This window comes from Bradyrhizobium sp. USDA 4449 (assembly GCF_054056275.1).
The window spans coordinates 1,418,318-1,441,592 of sequence record NZ_JBSRYD010000001.1; the positions used below are offsets into that span (position 1 = coordinate 1,418,318).

The following is a 23,275-nucleotide window of genomic DNA, read 5'->3' on the forward strand; positions in this document are numbered from 1 at the left end:
CCTACCCTTAGACGCGCTCGATGATGGTCGCGGTGCCCATGCCGCCGCCGATGCACAGCGTGACCAGAGCGGTGGACTTGTTGGTGCGCTCCAGCTCGTCGAGCACGGTGCCGAGGATCATCGCGCCGGTCGCGCCGAGCGGATGGCCGAGCGCGATCGCGCCGCCATTGACGTTGATCTTGGCGTTGTCGATGTCGAAGGCCTGGATGTAGCGCAGCACGACCGAGGCGAAGGCCTCGTTGAGCTCGAACAGGTCGATGTCCGACTTCTTCATGCCCGAGCGGGCGAACAGCTTTTCGGTGACGTCGACCGGGCCGGTCAGCATCATCGCCGGCTCCGAGCCGACATTGGCAAACGCGCGGATCTTTGCGCGCGGCTTCAGGCCGTACTTCGCGCCCGCCTCCTTGCTGCCGAGCAGCACCGCGCCGGCACCGTCGACGATGCCCGAGGAGTTGCCGGCGTGGTGCACGTAGTTGATGCGCTCGATCTCCGGATGCGACTGCACGGCGACGCCGTCGAAGCCGCCCATCTGCGCCATCATCGTGAACGACGGCTGCAGCTGCGCCAGCGACTGCATCGTCGTCGAGGGCCGCATATGCTCGTCCTTGGCGAGAATGGTGAGGCCGTTGATGTCCTTCACCGGCACGACCGACTTGTTGAAGCGACCTTCGTCCCACGCCTTGCCCGCGCGCTGCTGGCTCTGCACCGCATAGGCATCGACGTCGTCGCGCGAGAAGCCGTATTTGGTGGCGATCAGATCGGCCGAGACGCCCTGCGGCATGAAGTAAGCGGGGACCGCCATCGACGGATCCATCGGCCAGGCACCGCCGGAGGCGCCGATGCCGACGCGGCTCATCGATTCGGCGCCGCCGCCGATCACCAACTCATGCTGGCCGCTCATCACCTGCGCGGCGGCAAAATTCACGGCATCGAGGCCAGAGGCGCAGAAACGGCTGATCTGCACGCCGGGCACGGCTTCACCGAGACCCGCCTTCAGCGCGGCGAAGCGAGCGATGTCGCTGCCGGCTTCGCCGACCGGATCGACCACGCCGAGCACGACGTCGTCGACGGAATCTTCCGGCAGATGATTGCGGTCCTTCAGCGCCTTCAGCGGCACGGTGGCGAGCGCGAGCGCGGTGACTTCGTGCAGGGCGCCGTCCGACTTGCCGCGGCCGCGCGGGGTGCGAACGTGATCGTAGATGAATGCCTCAGGCATGATGCCCTCCTGATCTGTTGGTCGAATTTCGTTAGCGCGGAAGCTGGCTCAGAACGCTTCCGCAGGCAATTCCATGATGGTGGCGCAGCCGGACTGAATGCGCGCGAGATTGGCCGCGGTCTCCGGCAGCATCCGCTCCATGAAGAAGCGGCCGGTGACGAGCTTGGTGGAGAGATAGGGCGTCGCGCCGCTGGCGGCAATCTTGGCTTGGGTCACCTTGGCCATCTTCGCCCACATGTAGCCGAGGGCGACGAAACCGAAAAGATGCAGGTAATCGGTCGCGGCAGCGCCGGCATTGTCGGGCTTCGCCATCGCGTTCTGCATCAGCCACGTCGTGGCCTGCTGGAGATGGCCGAGCGAGGTCGAGAGCGGGGTGATGAAGGGCTTGAGCGCCTCGTCGCCGCCGTTTTCCTTGGCGAAGGTCATGACCTCGCCGAAGAACGCCATGATGGCGCGGCCGCCGTCGCGCGGCAGCTTGCGGCCGACGAGGTCGAGCGCCTGGATGCCGTTGGCGCCCTCGTAGATCATCGCGATGCGCGCATCACGCACGAACTGCTCCATGCCTTGCTCGGCGATGTAGCCGTGGCCGCCGTACATCTGCTGCGCCTGCACCGCGTTGGCGAAGCCGTAGTCGGTGAGGAAGCCCTTCAGCACCGGCGTCATCAGGCCCATGTGATCGTCCGCGGCCTGCCTGTCCTTCGGATCGTCGGAGCGATGGGCGACGTCGCTCTTCAGGGCGGTCCACATCACGAAGGCGCGCGCGGCCTCGTTGAAGGCGCGGATCGAGAGCAGCGTGCGGCGCACGTCGGGATGCACGATGATCGGATCGGCCGGCTTGTCCGGCGCCTTCACGCCGGTGAGCGAACGGCCCTGGATGCGTTCGCGGGCATAGGCAACCGCGTTCTGGTAGGCGACCTCCGATTGCGCGAGGCCCTGCACGGCGACGCCGAGGCGGGCCTCGTTCATCATCACGAACATGCCCTGCATGCCCTTGTTCTCTTCGCCGATCAGCCAGCCGGTCGCGTTGTCGTAGTTCATCACGCAAGTGGAGTTGCCGTGGATGCCCATCTTGTGCTCGATCGAACCACAGACGACGCCATTGCGGGCACCGACCGAACCATCGGCGTTGACCAGGAATTTCGGCACCACGAACAGCGACACACCCTTGATGCCGGCAGGCGCGCCCTCGATGCGGGCGAGCACGAGGTGGATGATGTTGGAAGCCAGGTCATGCTCGCCGGCGGAGATGAAGATCTTGGTGCCGGTGATCCGGAAGCTGCCGTCGGCCTGGCGCACGGCCTTGGTGCGAAGCATGCCGAGATCGGTGCCGCAATGCGGCTCGGTCAGGTTCATGGTGCCGGTCCATTCGCCGGCGACCATCTTCGGCACGTAGGTCTGCTTCTGCTCCGGCGAGCCATGAACGATCAGCGCCGCGGTCGCGCCCATGGTGAGACCGCCATACATCGAGAACGCCATGTTGGCGGAGATCTGGAACTCGTTGACCGCCTGCGAGAGCGTCACCGGAAGGCCCTGGCCGCCGAACTCGGTCGGTGCCGACAGACCGAGCCAGCCGCCCTCGGCGACCTGCCTGAAGGCGTCCTTGAAACCCTTCGGCGTGGTGACGCTGCCGTCATCGGCGCGTTTGCAGCCTTCGAGATCGCCGACCCGGTTGAGCGGCTGCAGAACCTCCTCTGCGAGCTTGGCGGCTTCGCCCAGGATCGCCTCGCGCACGTCGCTCGAGGCATCGGAGAAGCCGGCGAGATTGTCGTAGCGGTCGATCTGGAAGACGTCGTTGAGCAGGAAGTTCACGTCTTCGACGGGGGCTTTGTAGATCGGCATGGCGGTCTCCCGGAGTTCTCTAGGATTGGGCGGCGAGCTGCTCCGCCATCAGGCGGTGCAGCATGTTGATGGCCTTGAGCGGACGCACCATCACCTTGAAGTTGGTGATGCGTCCCTCGGCATCGAAGCTGATGATGTCGACGCCGTTGATCTCGATGCCGTCGATCATGGTCTTGAATTCGAGCACGGCGCCGTTGGCGCTGGTCCACTCGCCGACATAGGTGAACCCGGGACCGCCGAGCACCTTGTCGGCGCTGGCGAGATATTTGAAGGTGATGTCGCGCCCGCGCTGCGGCGAGTGCACGACGGGGCTCTCGAACACGGCCTCGGGATGCAGCAGGTCCCACAGTGCCGTGCGATCGTGGGACTTCATGTAAGCGTACCAGGAGTCGAGGCCGGTCATTGTCAGGTGCCTCCCAAACAGCTTTGGCAAAACGCGGAAACAACCCCATGCACAGTAGCGCGATGGGCCTGTTTCGCGGGGGGTCTCTCGCCCACCTCATATGCACATTGACGCATATGCGCCGATGCGCATAAAGTCAAGCCGGTTCGGCGAGAAGGTCAGGGAGGAAGGTCACATGGCACTGGGCGACGCGATCCTCGCATGCCTCACCGAACGTCCGATGACGGGCTACGAACTCGCCAAGACGTTCGACTCCTCCGTCGGCTTCTTCTGGAAGGCCGACCACCAGCAAATCTACCGCGAGCTGTCCAAGCTGCGCGACCGCGGCTACATCCAGGGCCGCGAGGTCGTGCAATCAGGCAAACCCAACAAGCTCATCTATACGCTCACTCCCGAAGGCCGAACAGCGCTGCAGCACTGGGCCGCGCGACCGAGCACGCCGCCTTCGATCAAGGACGATCTGCTGGTGCGGCTGCATGCGCTCGACAGCATCGACATCGAGCCGATCCGCACCGATCTGATGGACCGCCTGGAGCATCACCGCGACCGGCACGAGAACTACGCCCGTATTCTGAAAAAGCGTTTCCCCGACGGCACGGCATCGAGCGTGCTCGACCTCGGCAACCTGCTGCTGCTTCGCCTCGGCGCGCGGCATGAGCAGTTGGTTGCCGATTTCTGCGAGGAGGCGCTCGAGGCGTTGTCGGCGATGTCAGGCAAGGATAAGGGGACCGGCACGGTGGTGCCGCTGGATGACGGCAAGCGCGAGAAGGGTTAGATCGGCATCGGCATTGGCCCTCACCTCTCCCGCTTGCGGGGAGAGGTCGCGCGTCCTGGGCGATGCGCAGCATCGTCCCGCGCGCGGGTGAGGGCTTTCTCCTCTGGGGGAGTCTTCGTTGCCGAGACACCCTCTCCCCGGCCCTCCCCGCAAGCGGGGCGGGAGCGCACCAAGGGCTTATGAGCGTCCCCCGGCTTCCCGCCGCCCAACTTTAAGACACCGGCGAGGCGTTCCTTAACGCGTTATTTACCGTAACGGACAAAAGTCGGAATTCGAGGCAGACGACCCGAGCCAAATCCGATTGTCTTTACAACCGGCACGCGTGGGGAGTCTGGAGGCGCCGGGGTGGGGCGCGGGTCGGAACCGGACAGAGTCATGAATTCGCGCGTATCGTGGAGTGTTGACGGGATCGATCCATCCGTCCGGGAGCGGGCCGAAGCTGCTGCGCGCCGCGCCGGCATGTCGCTCAACGACTGGCTGAATTCAACGCTCGGCGAGACTGCTCCGCCGAATTTTCGCGGGCCTTACGAACAGCCGCGTCAAGAGCCGCGCCCCGATCCGCGCTCGGCGCAGGCGCTGAGCCAGGGAGCTGGTCAGGCGAGCCGCGAGGTCGCCGACATCCATCAGCGGCTCGACGCGATCACCCAGCAGATCGAACGGATTTCGAAGCCCGCAGCACCGCGTCCGGACATGTCACGCGAGCAGGGCGTCGCGCGCCAGCTCAACGATGCGATCTCGCGGCTCGATGCCCGCTTGTCGCAGATCTCGCGGCCACAGCAGCCGCAGCCGCAAGCGCAGCAGCTTCAGCCGCGACCCGCACCAGCACCATCGGCACCGAGCCCCGTCGAATCACGCCAACGCCAGGCCGATGCGGTCGAGCGCGCGGCAGCGCAGGTGTATCGCAGCTCACCTCCCTTGAGCCCCGCCTCGTTCGACGTCGCCGTCGCCGAGATCACCGCGCGACAGAGCGAGCTCGACGGATTGGCGCCGCGGCAAATCCCGCCGCGCGCTGCGCCCTCGATCGCCCCCTCTGCGGCTCCCTACGCCCGCCCGATGGCGCCGCCGATGGCACAACCGGCGCCTGCCTACGCTCCGCCGCCCCCGGGGCCGGATTTCTCGTCGCTCGAGCGCCATCTGCTCAAGATCACGAGCCAGATCGAGTCGCTGCAGCGGCCAGATAATACCGAGCAGGCGATCAACGGCTTCCGCTCCGAGCTCGCCGAGATCCGCAACGCCATCACCGAGGCGATGCCGCGCCGCGCGATCGAATCGATCGAGAACGAGATCCGCTCGCTGCATCGTCGCATCGACGAAACCCGCTCCAACGGCACCGACGGCCAGGTGCTGTCAGGCATCGAGCGCGCGCTCTCCGACATCAAGCAGGTGCTGCGCACGCTGACGCCGGCCGAGCAGCTCGCCGGCTATGACGAGGCGATCCGCAATCTCGGCGCCAAGCTCGATCTGATCCTGCGCGCCAATGACGATCCCTCGACGGTGCGCCAGCTCGAGGGCGCGATCTCGGCGCTGCGCGGCATCGTCTCGAACGTCGCCTCCAATGAAGCGCTGGCACGCCTCTCCGAGGACGTGCAGCTGCTGTCGTCCAAGGTCGACCAGATCGATCGCGCCTCGGACCGCAGCGACAGCTTTGCCGTGCTGGAGCAGCGCATCGCTGCGCTCACCGCCGCACTGGAAACCCGCGAGCGGCCGCAACCCGCCGAGAGCACCGAGCATCTGGAAGCCGCGATCCGCGCGCTGTCCGACCGTTTCGACCGCATGCAGGTCGGCAACGATTCGGCGTCGACCTTCGCGCATCTCGAGCAACGCGTCTCCTATCTCTTGGAGCGGTTAGAGGCCGCCTCCGACCAGCGCGGCGGCAATCTGGGCCGTGTCGAGGACGGGCTGCACGACATCCTCAGGCATCTGGAGCGGCAGCAGGCGACCTATTCCGCACTGGCCGAGAGCCGCAATTCGGCACCGTCGCCGGATTCCGGCGTGGTCGATCTCGTCAAGCGCGAACTCTCCGATATCCGCTACAGCCAGGCCGAGACCAACCGCAGCACGCAGGATTCGCTGGAGGCCGTGCACAACACGCTCGGCCATGTCGTCGATCGCCTCGCCATGATCGAGGGCGATCTGCGCGCGGTGCGCACGGCTCCTCCGGCCCCCGCCCCGATGCCGATGGCTGCGCCCATGCAGATGCCGGCTCCGGTCGAGCCGGCGCCGATGGCGCGCGAGCAATGGCAGCCACAGCCGCCGCAGCCGAAATACGATCCGAAGCCCGAGCTGCCGAATCCGGCCGCCGCGCAGCAGCCGTCGCATTCTGCGTTCGTTGCCGCGCCGCGCGAATTCCATGCAGCAGCGGCACCGCCGCCGATGCCGATGGCCGCGCAAGCCGCACCGCCTTTGCCGCCGCGCGCGATCAGCGAGATCCTGGAGCCGCACACGGCGCGTGCCGCGATCGCGCCCGAACTGCCGCCGGATCATCCCCTCGAACCCGGCACGCGTCCGGGCGGCCGCCTCGCCACCCCGTCCGAGCGCATTGCCGCCTCCGAAAGCGCGATCAGCGAAATCCCCGCCCCGCCGAAGGAGCCGGTGTCGTCGTCGAGCTTCATCGCTGCCGCGCGCCGCGCCGCGCAGGCTGCCGCCGCGCAACCGCCGGAGAAGCCCGCCCGCGGCGCCAAGGCCGCGATCGCGGGCCGCGTCAAGGACAAGAGCCAGGCAAAAGCGCAGGCCACGGGTCAGGAAGGCGGCTCGACCATCACGTCGAAAATCCGCTCGCTGCTGGTCGGCGCGAGCGTGGTCGTGATCGTGCTCGGCACTTTCAAGATGGCCATGAACCTGCTCGAAGGCGGCAGCGCGCCGCCGGCGCCGCAGGCCATGGAAGACACGTCGAGCCGGCCCGCGCCGCAGGCGCCGCCACCGGTCGAGAGCAAGCCCGCCGCGCCCGAACAGGTCACACCGTCGATGACCTCGCCGACGCCGATCGGCAAGCAGTCCCTGAACAATGCCGCGCCGGCACAAGCGACGAGTTCTTCGGTCGAAATTCCGCCCGCGCCCGTCACGGCGGCGCCGACGCCGCCCGCGCCGAACAGCGACGTGACCGGCGCCTTGTCGGGCGCGAGCCGCACCCGGCTGAGCCTCATCCAGATCCCGCCGAGCGAGAAGCTGCCTGACGGCATCGCCGGCCCCGCCCTGCGCACCGCCGCGATGAAGGGCGATGCGACGGCGGCCTACGAGATCGGCCTGCGCTTTGCCGAGGGCAAGGGCGTGGCTGCGAATTACGATGAAGCGGCGAAGTGGTACGACCGCGCGGCGCAGGCCGGGGTGGTGCCCGCCACCTTCCGCCTCGGCACGCTCTACGAAAAGGGCTTGGGCGTGAAAAGGGACGCCGATATCGCCCGCCGCTACTACACGCAGGCCGCCGAGCGCGGCAACGCCAAGGCGATGCACAATCTCGCGGTGCTCGATGCCGATGGCGGCGGACGTGGGGCCAACTACCAGAGCGCGGCGCAGTGGTTCCGTAAAGCCGCCGATCGCGGCGTCGCCGACAGCCAGTTCAACCTCGGCATCCTCTATGCCCGCGGCATCGGCGTCGAACAGAACCTCGCCGAGTCCTACAAATGGTTCAGCCTCGCGGCTGCACAGGGCGACGCGGATTCGGCCGGCAAGCGCGACGATGTCGCCAAGCGCCTCGACCCGCAATCGCTCGCCGCCGCCAAGCTCGCGATCCAGACCTTCAGCGCCGAGCCGCAACCGGACGACGCCGTCAACGTCCCGGCGCCCGCCGGCGGCTGGGACAGCGCCCCGCAAGCGGCCGCCAAGCCCGCGCCGAAGCCGGTCGCGGTGAAGAGGTCGGCGTCAGCGGCGCATTAACGCGCCTCAGGCAAACACGATCTCTCCACGCGTCATTGCGCAATCCAGAATCCCCTCCGCGGAAATGGTCTGGATTGCTCCGCTGCGCTCGCAATGACCGATGTGGCGACTAGGGCGCCTCGATCACCGTCGGCACGCCGGGCTCCAATAGCCGCAGCCGCGGTCCGAAACCCAGCACGTCGAAGGTCTTGCGCAGGTCTTCGCCGTTCTGGCGGAAATGCGCCCAGCCTTCGGTGTGCACGGGGACGATCATCGCGTCGGGGAAGGCGCGCGCGGTCTCGATGGTGTCGTTGGTATCCATGGTGAGATGGAACGGCCCGCGCGTTTGCGCCGCGCCCGCGAACGGCAGCACCACGCCGCATTTGAAACGGCGCGCGACCTCGGCGACGCCGTCGAACCAGGTGGTGTCGCCGCTGATATAGACGGGACGTGTGTCCTTGCGGCTCGACTGCACCACGAAGCCGATGACATCGCCCGACAGCGGCTCGATACCGGCAGGGCCATGACGCGCCGGTGTGGCCGTGATGGTCAGCGTGTTACCGTCATCGTCTCTCAACTGCGCGGTCGCCCAGGGCGCAAGACCTTCGACATGGCCGCCGAGGCGCTTTGCGCCGGCCTCCGTGGTCAGCGCGCGCGGCGCTTTCAGCAGATAGTCGCGGCCGGATTTGTCGAGATTGTCCGAATGCTGGTCGTGGCTGAGCAGCACGGCGTCGATCGGACCGATCGCGTCGGCCGTCATCGCCGGTCCGACCCTCTTCTCCAGCTTCACGTGCGGTAACTCGTAAGCACCGGGTGCATCGAAGGTGGGATCGGTGAGCAGGCGAAAGCCGTCGATTTCGATCAGTGCGGTGGGGCCGCCGATCAGGGTGATGGAAACAGGCATGAGGAACTCCTCTTACGCGGCCGGCTTTGCGGGGCGCGTCACCAGGTAAATGCCGAGCGCCACCGGAATGATCCCCAGCAAGTCGCGCGCCTCGACATGCTCGCCGAGCACGAGGAAGGCGAACAGCATGCCGAGCGGCGGCATCAGGAAATGATAGGCACTGGCCGCGGTCGCACCACACACTTTCAGGAGATGAAACCAGAGCCAGTAGGCGAGGATCGAGCCGCCGAGCACGAGGAACGCAAAGGCGCCGATCAGGCTGGGCGTGACATCGATGGCATGACCATCGGCGAAGGTGAATGCGACCGGCGTCAGCACGATGCCCGCGGCGAGATTCTGCACGCCGTTGCCGATCCACAAGCTGCCCTTCGGGGCGAACAGCTTGAACAGGATGGTGCCCGCGACGATGGAGGCGAGCGAGGCCAGCGTGAACATGATGCCGTGCAACGAGTCGGTTCCGACCGTGAGCCGGTGCCAGACGATCAGCGTCACGCCGATGATTCCCAGCAGCAGGCCGCTCGCCTTGCGCCAGGTCATGCCCTCGCCAAGCAAGAGTGCGGCGAGCGCGGCCGTGAACACCGGATTGGCCGAGACGATGAGGCCGCCGAGGCCGGCGGAGACCGATTGCAGGCCGGTGTAGCCGAGCCCGAGATAGAGTGCGTTGTTGGCGATGCCGAGCACGGCGAAAATCAGGGCATCGCGCCACGACAGCGACCAGTCGCCGCGGATCGCAGTGGCACCGAGGATCAGGATGCCGGCGAGCGAGAAGCGCGCGGCGAGCAGGATCAGCGGCGGGCAATGGGTGACGCCGATCTTGCCGGCAACGAAGGCATAGCTCCAGAGCAGGCAAAACAGGCCGATCGCGAGCGGCAGCGTGTTGAAACGGGTGCGGGGCGCGGGAAGCGAAGTGGCGAGGGACATGGCAATCTCCTGAACCCTGGATCTAGGGAGGCGGGTTGCCATTTGGAAATTAAATGATTAACTCCAAATCAGTGGATTTTCGAATGGAGGCTGAGATGCTCGATCTGGAGCTCTTGCGCAGCTTCGTCTCGGTGGTCGAGGCCGGCGGCTTCACCCGCGCCAGCGAGCGCGTTCACCGCACGCAATCGACGGTCAGCCAGCAGATCAAGCGGCTGGAGGAGGATGTCGGCCAGGTTCTGCTGCATCGGGACGGCAAGGATGTGCGCCCGACCGAGGCCGGGGAGCGGCTGCTCTCCTATGCGCGGCGGCTGCTGACGCTGGCCGAAGAGGCCCGCGACGTGCTGCGCGAGCCCGACGGCGGCGCGGTCCGGCTCGGCATTCCCGAGGACTTTGCAGCGTATCGCCTGGCGAAACTGCTGGGCGCCTTCTCGCGCTCGCATCCGAACCTGCGGCTCGATGTGCGCGCCGACCAGAGCAAGAACCTCGCCCGCGATCTCGAACGCGGCGAGCTCGATCTCGCGCTCTACAAGCGCGAGGCCGGTGGCAAGGACGCGATTGCCGTGTGGCCCGAGGAGGTGCACTGGGTCACCAGCAAGAGCCATCCCATCGATGTCAACGCGTCGTCGCTGCCGTTGATCGGATTTCCGCTCGGCTGCCTCTACCGCGCCGGCGCGATCCATGCACTGGAAAGCGCCGGCCGCGCCTGGCACATGTCCTATTCGTCATCGAGCCTCGCCGGCATCCAGGCCGCCGTTGCCGCCGGCATGGGCCTGAGCATTCTGTCGGAGATGTCGATCCAGCCAGATCATCGCGTGCTGACGGCGAAGGATGGATTTGCGCCGATCAACCGCACCGAGGTGGCGCTGATGGCCGCGCCGAATGCGAGCTCGGCGACGCTGCGGCTGGCGGATCGGCTGGCGGAGTTCTGCGAGGACGTGCAGGCGAAGGCGGCGTGAACTCGCGAGATGCGGAGGGTGGGTTAGCCCTGCGATTGCGCAACGCGCAATCGCTCGGCGTAACCCACCTCTTTGGTTTCCGCGGAGATGGACCGTGGTGGGTTACGCTTCGCTAACCCACCCTACGCAGCGTCGCCTCAATAACACCTTGACGCGGCGATCGCGTGGACGCGGCGGTCGCCGAGCAGATGCGCGACAAAGCCGGTCTCCGGAAAGATCCTTGCGAACGCGGCATCGCGGATGCTGAGCAGGCGAAGGCGGCGTGAACTCGCGAGATGCGTAGGGTCGGTTAGCCCTGCGATTGCGCAACGCATCGCTCGGCGTAACCCACCTCTTTGGTTTCCGCGGAGATGGACCGTGGTGGGTTACGCTTCGCTAACCCACCCTACGCAGCGTCGCTTCAATAACACCTTGCCGCGGCGATCGCGTGGACGCGGCGGTCGCCGAGCAGATGCGCGACAAAGCCGGTCTCCGGAAAGATCCTTGCGAACGCGGCATCGCGGATGCTGAGGCCGCCGGCATAGGCGCCGAAGGCGGGCATCACGGCGCGTAGGCCGTCGCTGGCGAAACAACGCCGCTCCATCGAACGGCCGCGCGCGGAGACGCGGGCCTTGGGATGGAGATGCCCGGCGATCTCGCCGGCCGCGCCTGATGGCTCGTGGCGAAAGGTGATCGGTCCAACAGCGACTTCGTCGGCGATGGTGCCGCCGAGATCGCGGGGCAGCATCGGATCGTGATTGCCCGAGATCCAGATCCAGTCGCGACCGCTCTGGAGCGCGGCGACGGCGTCGCGATCGTCCGCGGAAAGCCGCTCATGCGCGGAGCGATCGTGAAAGCTGTCGCCGAGCGCGATGACCGTTTTTGGATTATGGCGGGAGATGACAGCAGCGAGGCGGCTGAGCGTCGCCAGCGTGTCGTAGGGCGGCAGCAGCACGCCGCGCATGGCGAAGCTGGAGCCCTTTTCGAGATGCAGATCGGAGACGACCAGCAGGCCCTGCTCGTCCCAGAACAGCGCGCCGGAGAGATCGGCCGAGAAGGTCACATCGCTGATGGTGACCCTGGAAACGCGCATGTCCTCGTCATCCCCTGAAACCAGCGCGCCCCACGTCACGTCACAACCTGCTTCTATCCCGTCGCCTCTTTGACCAGCTCGTCGGCGGCTTCCGCCAACAGCTCGTCTGCAGCTTCGCCATAAACTGACTCGCGGCCGATTTCCAGCATCACGGGCACCGCGAGCGGGGAGACGTGGTCGAGTTCCCGGTGGGTGATGCGGCCCTGGATACGCATCAGCATGTCGCTCAGCCGGCGCAGGTCGAGCAGGCCGGTGGCGGCGTCGGCACGCGCGGCGCGCAGCAGGACGTGATCGGCCTGATGCTTGCGCAAGACGTCGTAGACGAGGTCGGTCGAGAACAGCACCTGGCGGCGGCTCTTCTCTTCGCCGGTATGGCGTCGCGCGATCAGGCCGGAGATGATCGCGCAATTGCGGAAGGTGCGTTTCATCAACGCGGATTCGGCGAGCCACGCCTCCAAATCGTCACCGAGCATGTCGGGATCGAACAGCGCGTTGAGATCGATGCGGCCATCCCTGATCATGAAGGAGAGATCGCCGAGCGCCCAGATCGCCACGGCGTATTCGTTGGCGACGAAGCCGAGCGGCCGGGCGCGGGCCCGTTCCAGCCGGCGCGTCAGCAGCATGCCCAGGGTCTGGTGCGCGAGGCGGCCTTCGAAGGGGTAGCAGACGATGTAGTGCTTGTTGGCGCGCGGAAAGCTCTCGACGAGCAATTCACGAACCCCAGGCACGCGCGACACATCCTTCTGCAGCGACAGCCAGTCGCGCACCTGTTCCGGCAGAGCCTTCCACGCACGCCCATCGTCAAGGAGGCGGCGGACACGTTCGGCGAGATAGGTCGAGAGCGGGAATTTACCGCCCATATAGGACGGCACTTTCGGATCCTTGTCATTGGCGCGCGAGACATAGACCTGGTCCTCGACCAGGGTTTCGTAGCGCACCACCTCGCCGCTGAAGACGAACGTATCGCCGGGCGAGAGGCCTTCGATGAAGGCCTCCTCGATCTCGCCGAGCAACCGACCACCGCGCGCAATGACGCCGGTCGAGCCGGCACCGCCACCGCGCGAGCGCACCAGCCGCACCTTCAGCATGTCGTCCTCAACGATGGTGCCGACATTCATCCGGTAGCTCTGCCGCACCTTCGGATTGGCGACGCGCCAGCGTCCTTCCTTGTCCTGCTTGATGCGGGCGAAGCGCTCATAGGTCTTCAAGGCGTAGCCGCCGGAGGCGACGAAATCGACGACGTCGTCGAAATCCTGACGCGACAGACCCGCGTAGGGCGCGGCGGTGCGGACCTCGGCATAGAGCTCATCCGAGAGAAACGGCTCGCCGCAAGCGCAGCCGAGCACATGCTGGGCCAGCACGTCGAGCGCACCCAGGCGAAGCGGCGGCGTATCCTGCGCATTCTCGGCGATGGCGTCGATGGCGACGCGGCATTCCAGCACCTCGAAACGGTTCGCCGGCACCAGCACGGCGCGCGAGGCTTCGTCGAGCCGATGGTTGGCGCGGCCGATCCGCTGCATCAGCCGCGACGAGCCCTTGGGCGCGCCGATATTGACGACGAGATCGACGTCGCCCCAATCGACGCCGAGATCGAGCGAGGAGGTGCAGACCACGCCGCGCAATTTGCCTGCCGACATCGCATCCTCGACCTTGCGTCGCTGGGCGACGTCGAGCGAGCCGTGATGCAATGCGATGGCGAGGTTGTCGTCGTTCATGCTCCAGAGATTCTGGAACAGCATCTCGGCCTGGCTGCGAGTGTTGACGAACACAAGCGTCGTCTTGTTCGCCTTGATCAGCTGGTAGATTTCCGGAAGCGCATGCCGCGCGCTATGGCCCGCCCAGGGCAACCGTTCGCGCGTGTCGAGCATCTCGACCTCCGGCGGCGCCGCGCCGCCGGCGACGACGATATCAGCAGCGCGCTCCTTGCCCCCGGGCTGCGGCACCAGAAAGCGCGCGAGCTGATCCGGCTCGGCCACCGTCGCCGACAGACCGATGGCGCGGATCTGCGGCGCCAGCCGCCACAAGCGCGCAAGGCCCAGCGAGAGCAGATCGCCGCGCTTCGACGTCACCAACGCATGCAACTCGTCGAGCACGATGCGCTTGAGCGAGGAGAACAGGAACGGCGCGTCGTCGGACGAGAGCAAAAGCGCAAGCTGCTCCGGCGTCGTCAGCAGAATGTCGGGTGGATAGCGCCGCTGCCGCTGCCGCCGCGACACCGGCGTGTCGCCGGTGCGGGTCTCGACCTTGATCGGCAGCGCCATCTCCGCGATCGGCCGTTCCAGATTGCGCGCGATGTCGACGGCGAGTGCCTTCAGCGGCGAGATATAGAGCGTATGCAAGCCGCCGCTGCGGCGAACATCGCGGCCGGTAGAGACGAGCTTGTTGCTGTTATCTGCCCCCTTGTGGGGGAGGTCGTTGGCCGCAGGCTGCCCGGAGGGGGGTAGCCCCGCGAGCGGTGCTTGTGGCCACCCCCCTCCCCGCCCCTCCCCCACAAGGGGGGAGGGAGAAGACGACAGCTCCACCAGGGTCGGCAAAAATCCCGCCAGCGTCTTGCCGGCGCCGGTCGGCGCGATCAGCAGCGCGCTGGCGTCGTCGCTTGCCTTCTGCAGCAGCGCGAGTTGATGCGCGCGCGGCGCCCAGCCGCGCGCCGCAAACCATTGCTGGAAGCGGTCGGGCAGCAGTGCGGCCGGCTCGGCCGGGATTTTGAGGATGCGGGGCGGCACGGCGTAGAGGTAAGCCGTGGGGATGGGTTCGTCGAGGGGTGGGCCGAGGCTGTGGATGGATGAGCGAGATGGCGCGTCGTTTTACCCTCCCCTGGAGGAGGAGGGTAAGAGACCTCCCTACTCCGACATCGGCTTGTCGGAGATGTCCCAATCCGTGCCGCTGAAGATCGAGATGTAGAGCGTCTTCATCGGCGTGTAGTCGTCGGGCGTGTAGTCGTAGGTGACGCCGTCGAGGAAATAGGGCGAGTGGAAGCCCTTCAGCGTGGAGGCCTGCTTCAGCACGTTGGCGCGGGTGAGATCGTCGCCGCAGCGGCGCAGGATCTCGCCCATGGTCACGGCCTGGCCATAGCCGGCGAAGGCGATTGTGTTGTCGGGATCGATGGTCGGGATGTACGTCTTGCGCAGCGCCTCGAACGCCATCACATCGGGGTCCTTCTCCCATTTCGGCAGGCCGACCTCCTTGTTGTACCTGATCGCGACGATGCCGGCGGCGTTCTCGAGGCCCGCAGCGTTGAGGATCGAGCGGCCGGTCGAGCCGGCCGAGAGCAGCTGCAGCGGCTTCCAGCCGAGCTCGGCGACCTTGCGGATCGACTGCGACGTCGCCTTACCTGTCGTGATGTTGTAGAAAACATCCGCGCCCGATTTCGAGAGATTGATGAGCTGGGAATCGACGGTGGGATCGGTGAGATCGTAGGTCTGCTCCATGATCACCGATGCGGTGCCGCCGGCATCAGCCAGGACCTTCTTGAACGGAGCGAGGAAGTCGCGGCCGAAATCATCGTTCTGGTAGAGGATGCCGATCTTGGCATTCGGCTTCACGGTCACGACGTGCCGCGCCAGGATGCGCGCTTCGGTCGGATAAAGCGGCAGGCCCGCCATCGTCCATTTGAAATCCTTCGGGTTATTCCACTTCGACGCGCCGGTGTTGAGCAGCAGCTGCGGCACGCCCTTGGAATTCAGGTATTTGTGCACGGCGGTCTGCGGCGCGGTGCCGAGCGAGCCGTACAGCGCGAGCACCTCCTCCTGCTCGACCAGGCGCCGCGTCGCCTCGACGCATTTCGGCGCGCTGTAGGCGTCGTCCATCGTGAGGAACTTGATCTTGCGCCCGTTGATGCCGCCCTTCTCGTTCAGCATCTGGAAATAGGCCTCACCAATGCGCCCGAGCACGCCGTAGAGCGAGCCGGGGCCGGAATGCGGCACGGTCTGGCCGATCTTGATCTCGGTGTCGCTGGCGCCGGCATCGTATTTTTTCTCCGCGGCCCAGACGTAAGGCGCGGGCAGAACGGATGCGGCGATTGTGGCGAGCGCGGCGGCGCTGACATCGCGCCGCGATGGATTCTTGGTCATTGTTGTCTCTCTCCCTAATGCGCGCATTGTGCTGGCTACGCAGCGGCTCGCAAGTGGGAAGTCGTCGCTTTGCGACGCAATGACGCCTGGATTGCAGGGGGGTTAGCGCCTGGACTCAAGTTTTCTCGGCGACGACGACGAGACCGCGCACCGGCTCGTTGTTCTCGTTGCGCGGCGAGGCCGGCTCCATCGTCAGCAGCTTGAGCCCTGCCTTCGCGATTGCGCCGCGCACATATTCCGCCGAGTGGGCATAGCGCAGGCCTTCGCCGAGCACGATGCCGTCGCCGTCATGCGTCTCCAGCGTGAAGGCGAGCACACCGCCTGACGCGAGCACGCGCCTCGCCTCGGTGAGAACGGGCGCGAGCTCCGAGAGATAGACGAACGCGTCCGCGGCGACGACGAGGTTCGCGCATCCGTCTGCCCTGGCCCGCAGGCCCTCGATCATGTCGGCGACTTCGAGCTCGGCATAAAGCCCGGTGGCGCGCGCCTCCTTGATCATGCCTGATGACAGGTCGATACCGATGAAATGGTCGACTTGTCGGGCGAAGGCCGCCGCCGCAAGCCCGGTGCCGCAGCCGAGATCGATGGTGCGCTTGAAGAACGCCGGCTTCTTCGCCGCGACGCGGGCAGCCAGCACGGCTTTGAAGATCAGCGCGGGGGCGCGATAGCCGAGATCGTTGATCAGCGCGTGCTCGAAGCGCGGCGCATATTGATCGAACAGCGCCTGGACATAGGCCTTGGGCATCTCCGCCATCTCGGCGTCGCCGAGCCGCATCAGATGCAGGCCGGCGCCGTGCTGATCCTCCGGATCGGACTCGCGCGCTTTCCGGAACGCCGCGATCGCCTTGTCGCGCTCGCCGAGCTGCTGACGGATCTCGCCGAGCGTGAACCAGGCCGAGGTGAAGTTTGGCGCGAGCTCGATCGCCTGCTCGATCAGGTCAGCGGCAGCGGGCAGATCGCCCTTGAGCTGGAGGTCGCGCGCGAACTCGAAACGGCGGTCGGCCATGAGATCGCCGGAGGTCAGGAACAGGCGGAGCGGCATTGGGAACCAGGACGGATGACTCGAAGAATTGGCGGCGCAGCCTATATGATAGAAATGCGCCCGCAAGACATCCTGCTGCCAACTGCTGACGGCCTGTGCTGCAAGCCCGGCGGCTTCCATATCGACCCTGTGCGTCCCGTGGAGCGTGCCGTCATCACCCACGGCCATTCCGACCACGCCCGCGCCGGCCATGGCGCCGTGCTGGCGACGCAGGAAACGCTCGACATGATGCGGCTGCGCTATGGCGAGAACTTTGCCGGATCGACCCAAGTCGTCAGCTATGGCGAGGAGATCAGGCTCGGCGACGTCAAGGTCAAGTTTCATCCGGCGGGGCATGTGCTGGGCTCGGCGCAGATCGCGGTGACCGCCAGGGACACCTGCATCGTCGCCTCCGGCGACTACAAGGACGCGCCCGACCCGACCTGCGTCCCGTTCGAGCTGGTGCAATGCGACGTCTTCATCACCGAGGCGACGTTCGGCCTGCCGGTGTTTCGCCATGGCGATGCCGCGGACCAGGTCAAGAAGCTGCTGGCCTCGGTCGCGCTGTTTCCGGAGCGCGCCCATCTCGTCGGCGCCTATTCGCTCGGCAAGGCGCAACGCGTGATCGCACTGCTGCGACAGGCGGGCTACGACGCGCCGATCTATCTGCATGGCGCGATGGAGACGATCACGCATTACTATCAGGGCCGCGGCATCGACCTCGGCGAACTCAGGCCGGCGATGGGCGTGAAGAAGGCGGCGCTCGCGGGCACCATCACGCTGGCGCCGCCCTCGGCGACTTCAGATGTCTGGACGCGGCGTTTCCCCGATCCCGTCACCGCGTTCGCGTCGGGCTGGATGCGCGTGCGCGCCCGCGCGCGGCAGCGTGGCATCGAGCTGCCGCTGGTCATCTCCGACCATGCCGATTGGGACGGCCTCACCGCGACCATCGCCGCAACCGGCGCCGGCGAGATCTGGGTTACCCACGGCCAGGAGGATGCGCTGGTGCATTGGTGCAAGAGCCGCGGCCTGCGGGCGCGGCCGCTCGATCTCGTCGGCTATGGCGAGGAGGAGGAAGGCGAGCCGCCGCCCACCCAAGAGGCCGAAGCATGAACCGCTTCGCCGAACTTCTCGACCGCCTCGCCTACGAGCCCGGCCGCAACAACAAGCTGCGGCTGCTCACCGGCTATTTCCGCGAGGTCGGCGATCCCGACCGCGGCTACGCGCTGGCCGCCCTCACCGGCGCGCTCAGCTTCAAGCACGCCAAGCCGGCGCTGATCCGCGACCTCATCGCCTCGCGCACGGACGAAGTGCTGTTCGGATTGAGTTACGACTATGTCGGCGATCTCTCGGAGACGGTCGCGCTGATGTGGCCGAAAGCCGCAATGACCGCCCACAACAACCCACCTCCCCCCACCCTCACCGAGGTCGTCACCACCCTCCGCACCCTCGGCAAGACCGAGCTGCCGAAGCAGCTGGAGCGCTGGCTCGATGAGCTCGATGAGACCGGCCGTTGGGCACTCCTCAAACTCGTCACCGGCGCGATGCGCATCGGTATCTCCGCGCGGCTGGCGAAGACCGCGGCCGCCGCGCTCGGCGACAAGGACCCGCATGAGGTGGAGCTGATCTGGCCGGGACTTGCGCCACCCTATCTCGACCTGTTCGCCTGGCTGGAAGGCCGCGGCGAGAAGCCGGTCAATCGCGATCCCGCGCCGTTCCGCCCCGTGATGCTGGCGCATGCGATCGAGGACAGCGATTTCGCGTCGCTCGATCCCGCCGACTACATCGCCGAATGGAAATGGGACGGCATCCGCGTGCAGGCGGTCGCCGGCCGCGACGACCGCGGGCAGATCACCGCGCGGCTTTATTCGCGCACCGGCGAGGACATCACGGGCAGCTTTCCGGACCTGGTCCCGTCGCTGCGCCTGCCCGGCGCGATCGACGGCGAGCTTTTGATCCTGCGCGAAGGCCGCGTGCAGAGTTTCAACGTCCTGCAACAGCGGCTGAACCGCAAGGTCGTGTCGCCGAAGCTGATCAAGGATTTTCCGATCCATTTGCGTGCCTATGATCTGCTCGGCGATATCGAGAACGATCTGCGGGAGCTGCCGTTCGCCGAGCGACGCGAACGGCTCGAGGCGTTCATCGCAAAGCTTGGCGATCCCCGCATCGACCTCTCACCCACCGTTGCCTTCGCAAGCTGGGACGCGCTGGCCGCCGCGCGCGCCGATCCCGCGAGTGCCGGCGCTGGCGAGGATGCCGACGCCGTCGAGGGCGTGATGCTGAAGCGGCGCGATGCGCCCTATCTGCCGGGACGGCCGAAGGGCCAGTGGTGGAAGTGGAAGCGCGATCCGCACATCATCGATGCCGTGCTGATGTATGCGCAGCGCGGCCACGGCAAGCGCTCGTCCTATTATTCGGACTACACGTTTGGCGTCTGGACCGGGACCGATAACGGCGAGGAGCTGGTGCCGGTCGGCAAGGCTTATTTCGGCTTCACCGACGAGGAGCTGCTGCAGATCGACCGCTTCGTCCGCCGCAACACCACTGAAAAGTTCGGCCCCGTCCGCCATGTCGTGCACGAAGCGGACAAGGGGCTGGTGCTGGAGGTTGCGTTCGAGGGATTGCAACGCTCGCCACGGCACAAATCCGGCGTGGCCATGCGCTTTCCGCGCATCAGCCGCCTGCGCTGGGACAAGCCGCCGCGCGAGGCGGATCGGCTGGAAACGCTGGAAAAAATGCTGAAGGAGGAAGCGGCGGAGATCGAGGCGTGAGGCATTCGATCTCGCCGCGACGCCGGTGCGCTCCCTCTCCCGCTTGCGGGAGAGGCCAGGAGCCCGCCGCCCGACCGAACTTCGCTAAATCCAGCTTCCTGTATTGTCCGAATTAAACTCCCGTAACCCGATTGACGCACTCTTCCGGGTTCCCCATGTCCCCCGCCGTGACCTATAATCGGGGCTAGCCCCCCACGAGGAGTTTGAGATGGCCCACGACGTCAGAGATTTGCCGGCCGGCCATGGCGATGGCCTGCACCGCTTTCTCGGCGGCTCGCCGCTGGCGGTCGCGTTTCGCCTGGTGCTGCTCTCGATCCTGGTCGGCGTCGTGCTGGCCGCGATCGGCTTCGATCCCTGGAATATCCTCATCAGCATTCGCCTGCTGTTCCAGCGTCTGTGGGATCTCGGCTTCGATGCCGTGAACTGGCTGTGGCGCTACTTCCTGCTCGGCGCCGTCATCGTGATCCCGATCTGGCTGTTGTCGCGCATCTTCGGCTCGCCGCGCCGCTAGGTTCTTGGCGCGCGGCCGACGCAGACACGTCATGTCGGCCACGGTGGTGCAATCGGGCGGGTGGTCGGGTAGACGCAGCTGATGAACGCACCGCTTCATCCCAAGGTCGGCTCCCGCCAGGTCTTCGCCATCGCAGGTCCTGCGATGATCGCAAACCTCACCACGCCGCTGATCGGCGTGGTCTCGACCACCGCCATCGGCCGGCTCGACGATGCCGCCCTGCTCGGCGGCGTCGCGATGGCGTCGGTGATCTTCGACTGCCTGTTCTGGCTGTTCGGCTTTCTGCGCATGAGCACGCTCGCCTTCACCGCGCAGGCGCTCGGCGCCGGCGAGACGCGCGAAGAGACCGTCATCCTGGTGCGCGGCTTCATCGTCGCCGGCCTGATCGGTGGCGCACTGATTGCGCTGCAGATGCCGCTGGCCGGCGTGCTGTTCGATCTGATGGGCGGCAGCGCAGGTGTGACGCACGCCGCAAAGATCTATTTCATGATCCGGATCTGGTCGTCGCCGTTCGCGTTCGCCAACTACGTCATCCTCGGCTGGCTGGTGGGGCAGGCCCGCGCCAATCCGGCGTTGGCGCTCCAGGTCGTCATCAACCTCATCAACATGGCCGCGACGATTTTGCTGGTGCTGGTCTATGACACCGGCATCGCGGGCGCGGCGATTGCCGCGCTGCTGTCGGAGGGCTTCGGCTTCGGGCTCGGCGTCATCGTCTGCCGGCGCTACGCGCATGGCGGCTTTGCCGTTCCCCGGGAGACGCTGTTCGATCGCGCCAAGCTGATGCGGCTATTGTCCGTCAATTCCGACATCATGATCCGCACTGCGGCGCTGATCGCCGTGTTCCTGTTTTTCACCGCCAAGGGCGCGCGCGCCGGCGACGTGACGCTGGCGGCGAACTCGGTGCTCAACAATTTCCTGCTGGTCAGCGCCTTCTTCCTCGATGGCCTCGCCAACGCGGCCCAGCAGCTCTGCGGCCGCACGTTCGGCGCCCGCGATCCGAGAGGCTTTGCGGATTCGACGCGGCTGGTGCTGCTGTGGGGACTCGGCTTTGCCCTCGTCGTCGCGGTGCTGTTTGCGCTGTTCGGGCCCGAAATCATCAGGTTCATGACCACGAGCGAGGACGTCCGCCACGCCGCGCGCGAGTTCCTGCCGTTCATCGTGCTCGCGCCGATCCCCGGCGTGTTCGCCTTCGGCTTCGACGGCATCTATGTCGGCGCGACCTGGGCCCGCGAGATGCGCAACCTGATGCTGGCCTCGCTCGCGATCTTCTTCGGGATCTGGCTGGCGCTGCAATCTCTCGGCAATGCCGGACTGTGGTGCGCGCTGGTCGGGTTCTACGTCGCGCGTGGAGGACTGCAGGGCGCAAGGTATCCGGCGCTGTACCGGGCGACGTTTCCGAAGCTGCAGCCCCGATGAGCGGCCTCTCTTCTCCCTCGCCCCGCGTGCGCGGGGACGCGAAGAGCCCCTACATCCCCGGCCAGTCTTCCGCGGTGAGGGTGGCCGCATCGGCGCCGACGATTTCGGACAGCGAGTCCCGGCCCGTGCGCAGCAGCGTCGAGGTGAGATCGCGCTTGATCTCGTCGACGAGGCCGAGACCCTTGTAGACCAGCGACGAATAAAGCTGGATCAGGCTCGCGCCGGCGCGGATTTTCGTCAGTGCCGCACCGCCGGAGTCGACGCCACCGACGCCGATCAGAGGGAACGCGCCCTCGACGCGCACATAGGTTTCCGCGACCATGCGCGTCGACAGGCGGAACAGCGGCCGGCCGGACAGGCCGCCCTGCTGCTTCGAGCGCATTGCCTCACGCAGCGTGCTCGGCCGCGCGACGGTCGTGTTCGAAACGATCATGCCGTCGACCCGGCGCGAGCGCGCAACCTGCACGACATCGTCGAGCTGGGCGAGGCTGAGATCGGGGGCAATCTTCAGCAGCACCGGCGTGTCGCCGGCCTTCTGCCTGACACGTTCGCGCGCGTCGATCACGTGCCCCAGCAGATCGTCGAGCAGTGCGCCTTCCTGCAGATTGCGCAGGCCCGGCGTGTTCGGCGAGGAGACGTTGACCGTGAAATAGCTCGCGACCGGCGCGAAGGTCTCGATCAGCTTGACATAGTCGGCGACACGATCAGGCGAATCCTTGTTGGCGCCGACATTGACGCCGACGATGCCGCCGTTCTCGGCGCGCGCGGCAAGCCGGCGCAGCACCACTTCCGCGCCGTCATTGTTGAAGCCCATGCGGTTGATGACGGCCTCGTCGCGCTCCAGGCGAAACAGCCGCGGCCGCGGATTGCCTGCTTGCGGCTTCGGAGTCACCGACCCGATCTCGACAAAGCCGAAGCCGAGCCGCAGCAGGGCATCGGGCACCTCGGCGCTCTTGTCAAAGCCCGCGGCCATGCCGATCGGGTTGGGAAAGTTGAGTCCGAACGCCCGCACTGCGAGCTTGGGATCATCCGGCCGCGGCTTTACCGGCGGCAGGAAGCGCAGCCCCTGGATCGCAAGGCGGTGCGCATCCTCCGGATCGAGCCAGCGCAGCACCGGCAGCGAGAAAGCATCGAAAGCACGGATCACGGGGCAAGCTCCGGGGTGTCGTGGCCGCCATCGGAGCGCATGCTGAGGTTCATCACCGCAAGCACAGCGCCGAGATCGAGCGCGCCGTAGAGATGCGGAAACAGCTCGTCGTTGCGCGAGCGCTCCCAGCGCAGCTCAGCCCCACACGCGTCGCCGTCGACCTCGACCAGGAACAGCGCGCGCTGGCCGAAATAGTGCTTGCGCAGGGTCTCCGGAACCTGGGCAGCCGTCGAGAAATGGATGAATCCGTCGCGGGCGTCGTCCGCGCTGCCGCTGTACACGCCCTGCCGTTCCGCCTCGCGCCAGGCCGAGGCCGGACAGATTTTGTAGATCTTGACCACCGCTTACCGGAGCCCTGTTTTGCTCGCCGAGCCGCTCACCTGAGTCAGCCCATTGAGTCT

General features: G+C 66.5%; 18 protein-coding genes and 1 pseudogene. 7 read left to right on the forward strand and 12 right to left on the reverse strand.

The genetic code is table 11. From position 1 onward, the window contains the following. Nucleotides 1-7 precede the first annotated feature (7 nt). The 3 genes from ACVIIW_RS06760 to ACVIIW_RS06770 are packed head-to-tail and all read right to left on the reverse strand — an operon-like array spanning nt 8 to nt 3,458. On the reverse strand, nt 8-1,216 hold the full coding sequence (locus tag ACVIIW_RS06760; protein ID WP_456700035.1) for an acetyl-CoA C-acetyltransferase: 1,209 nt from the start codon (nt 1,214-1,216) through the stop codon (nt 8-10). A gap of 48 nt (nt 1,217-1,264) precedes the next feature. Beyond that, the gene (locus ACVIIW_RS06765; protein ID WP_456700036.1) at nt 1,265-3,055 is read right to left on the reverse strand and encodes an acyl-CoA dehydrogenase C-terminal domain-containing protein; all 1,791 of its coding nucleotides are present in this window, start codon (nt 3,053-3,055) and stop codon (nt 1,265-1,267) included. Between the two features lie 19 nt (nt 3,056-3,074). Then, nucleotides 3,075-3,458, reverse strand: a complete 384-nt coding sequence (locus ACVIIW_RS06770; RefSeq protein ID WP_456700037.1) for a nuclear transport factor 2 family protein — start codon at nt 3,456-3,458, stop codon at nt 3,075-3,077. A gap of 175 nt (nt 3,459-3,633) precedes the next feature. On the opposite strand from ACVIIW_RS06770, the gene ACVIIW_RS06775 reads away from it, so the two are divergent. Then, the gene (locus tag ACVIIW_RS06775) at nt 3,634-4,233 is read left to right on the forward strand and encodes a PadR family transcriptional regulator (RefSeq protein ID WP_456700038.1); all 600 of its coding nucleotides are present in this window, start codon (nt 3,634-3,636) and stop codon (nt 4,231-4,233) included. A 375-nt stretch (nt 4,234-4,608) separates the two neighbouring features. Beyond that, a complete protein-coding gene (locus ACVIIW_RS06780) occupies nt 4,609-8,106 on the forward strand; it encodes a hypothetical protein (protein WP_456700039.1) in 3,498 nt (1,165 codons plus the stop codon). Nucleotides 8,107-8,215: 109 nt separating this feature from the next. Here ACVIIW_RS06780 and ACVIIW_RS06785 read toward each other — a convergent pair whose 3' ends face one another. Further along, on the reverse strand, nt 8,216-8,989 hold the full coding sequence (locus ACVIIW_RS06785; protein WP_456700040.1) for an MBL fold metallo-hydrolase: 774 nt from the start codon (nt 8,987-8,989) through the stop codon (nt 8,216-8,218). A gap of 12 nt (nt 8,990-9,001) precedes the next feature. Beyond that, on the reverse strand, nt 9,002-9,910 hold the full coding sequence (locus ACVIIW_RS06790; protein WP_456700041.1) for a DMT family transporter: 909 nt from the start codon (nt 9,908-9,910) through the stop codon (nt 9,002-9,004). A gap of 95 nt (nt 9,911-10,005) precedes the next feature. On the opposite strand from ACVIIW_RS06790, the gene ACVIIW_RS06795 reads away from it, so the two are divergent. Continuing rightward, the gene (locus tag ACVIIW_RS06795) at nt 10,006-10,866 is read left to right on the forward strand and encodes a LysR family transcriptional regulator (RefSeq protein ID WP_456705095.1); all 861 of its coding nucleotides are present in this window, start codon (nt 10,006-10,008) and stop codon (nt 10,864-10,866) included. A gap of 137 nt (nt 10,867-11,003) precedes the next feature. On the opposite strand, the pseudogene ACVIIW_RS06800 reads toward ACVIIW_RS06795, so the two are convergent. From ACVIIW_RS06800 to ACVIIW_RS06820, 5 genes and pseudogenes are all read right to left on the reverse strand, one after another. After that, nucleotides 11,004-11,114: pseudogene (locus tag ACVIIW_RS06800) on the reverse strand (ligase-associated DNA damage response endonuclease PdeM); the annotation flags it as partial. 152 nt (nt 11,115-11,266) lie between these two features. Beyond that, on the reverse strand, nt 11,267-11,938 hold the full coding sequence (pdeM, locus tag ACVIIW_RS06805; RefSeq protein WP_456700042.1) for a ligase-associated DNA damage response endonuclease PdeM: 672 nt from the start codon (nt 11,936-11,938) through the stop codon (nt 11,267-11,269). A 53-nt stretch (nt 11,939-11,991) separates the two neighbouring features. After that, nucleotides 11,992-14,661, reverse strand: a complete 2,670-nt coding sequence (locus tag ACVIIW_RS06810; RefSeq protein ID WP_456700043.1) for a ligase-associated DNA damage response DEXH box helicase — start codon at nt 14,659-14,661, stop codon at nt 11,992-11,994. Between the two features lie 117 nt (nt 14,662-14,778). Beyond that, the gene (locus ACVIIW_RS06815) at nt 14,779-16,008 is read right to left on the reverse strand and encodes an ABC transporter substrate-binding protein (protein WP_456700044.1); all 1,230 of its coding nucleotides are present in this window, start codon (nt 16,006-16,008) and stop codon (nt 14,779-14,781) included. 115 nt (nt 16,009-16,123) lie between these two features. Further along, complete coding sequence (locus ACVIIW_RS06820; RefSeq protein ID WP_456700045.1) at nt 16,124-17,050, reverse strand: methyltransferase domain-containing protein; 927 nt, start codon at nt 17,048-17,050, stop codon at nt 16,124-16,126. Nucleotides 17,051-17,104: 54 nt separating this feature from the next. Between ACVIIW_RS06820 and ACVIIW_RS06825 the strand changes: the two genes are divergently transcribed. The 4 genes from ACVIIW_RS06825 to ACVIIW_RS06840 all read left to right on the forward strand — a co-directional run bounded on the left by ACVIIW_RS06825 (nt 17,105) and on the right by ACVIIW_RS06840 (nt 21,727). Continuing rightward, nucleotides 17,105-18,142: a ligase-associated DNA damage response exonuclease gene (locus ACVIIW_RS06825; protein ID WP_456705096.1), complete on the forward strand. Its 1,038-nt coding sequence runs from the start codon at nt 17,105-17,107 to the stop codon at nt 18,140-18,142. Next, nucleotides 18,139-19,800, forward strand: a complete 1,662-nt coding sequence (locus tag ACVIIW_RS06830; protein ID WP_456700046.1) for an ATP-dependent DNA ligase — start codon at nt 18,139-18,141, stop codon at nt 19,798-19,800. The genes ACVIIW_RS06825 and ACVIIW_RS06830 overlap by 4 nt, the downstream gene beginning before the upstream one ends. A 208-nt stretch (nt 19,801-20,008) precedes the next feature. Beyond that, nucleotides 20,009-20,311 (forward strand): DUF6460 domain-containing protein, encoded by a 303-nt coding sequence (locus ACVIIW_RS06835; protein ID WP_456700047.1) that lies wholly within the window; start codon nt 20,009-20,011, stop codon nt 20,309-20,311. A gap of 81 nt (nt 20,312-20,392) precedes the next feature. After that, entirely contained in the window at nt 20,393-21,727 is a 1,335-nt protein-coding gene (locus tag ACVIIW_RS06840; RefSeq protein ID WP_456700048.1) for an MATE family efflux transporter, read from the forward strand. A gap of 49 nt (nt 21,728-21,776) precedes the next feature. On the opposite strand, the gene ACVIIW_RS06845 is transcribed toward ACVIIW_RS06840, so the two are convergent. Together ACVIIW_RS06845 and ACVIIW_RS06850 are read right to left on the reverse strand one after the other, a co-directional pair. Further along, on the reverse strand, nt 21,777-22,874 hold the full coding sequence (locus ACVIIW_RS06845) for a quinone-dependent dihydroorotate dehydrogenase (RefSeq protein ID WP_456700049.1): 1,098 nt from the start codon (nt 22,872-22,874) through the stop codon (nt 21,777-21,779). Further along, a complete protein-coding gene (locus tag ACVIIW_RS06850; protein ID WP_456700050.1) occupies nt 22,871-23,215 on the reverse strand; it encodes a DUF952 domain-containing protein in 345 nt (114 codons plus the stop codon). Before ACVIIW_RS06850 ends, ACVIIW_RS06845 begins: the two co-directional genes overlap by 4 nt. Between the last annotated feature and the right edge of the window lie 60 nt (nt 23,216-23,275).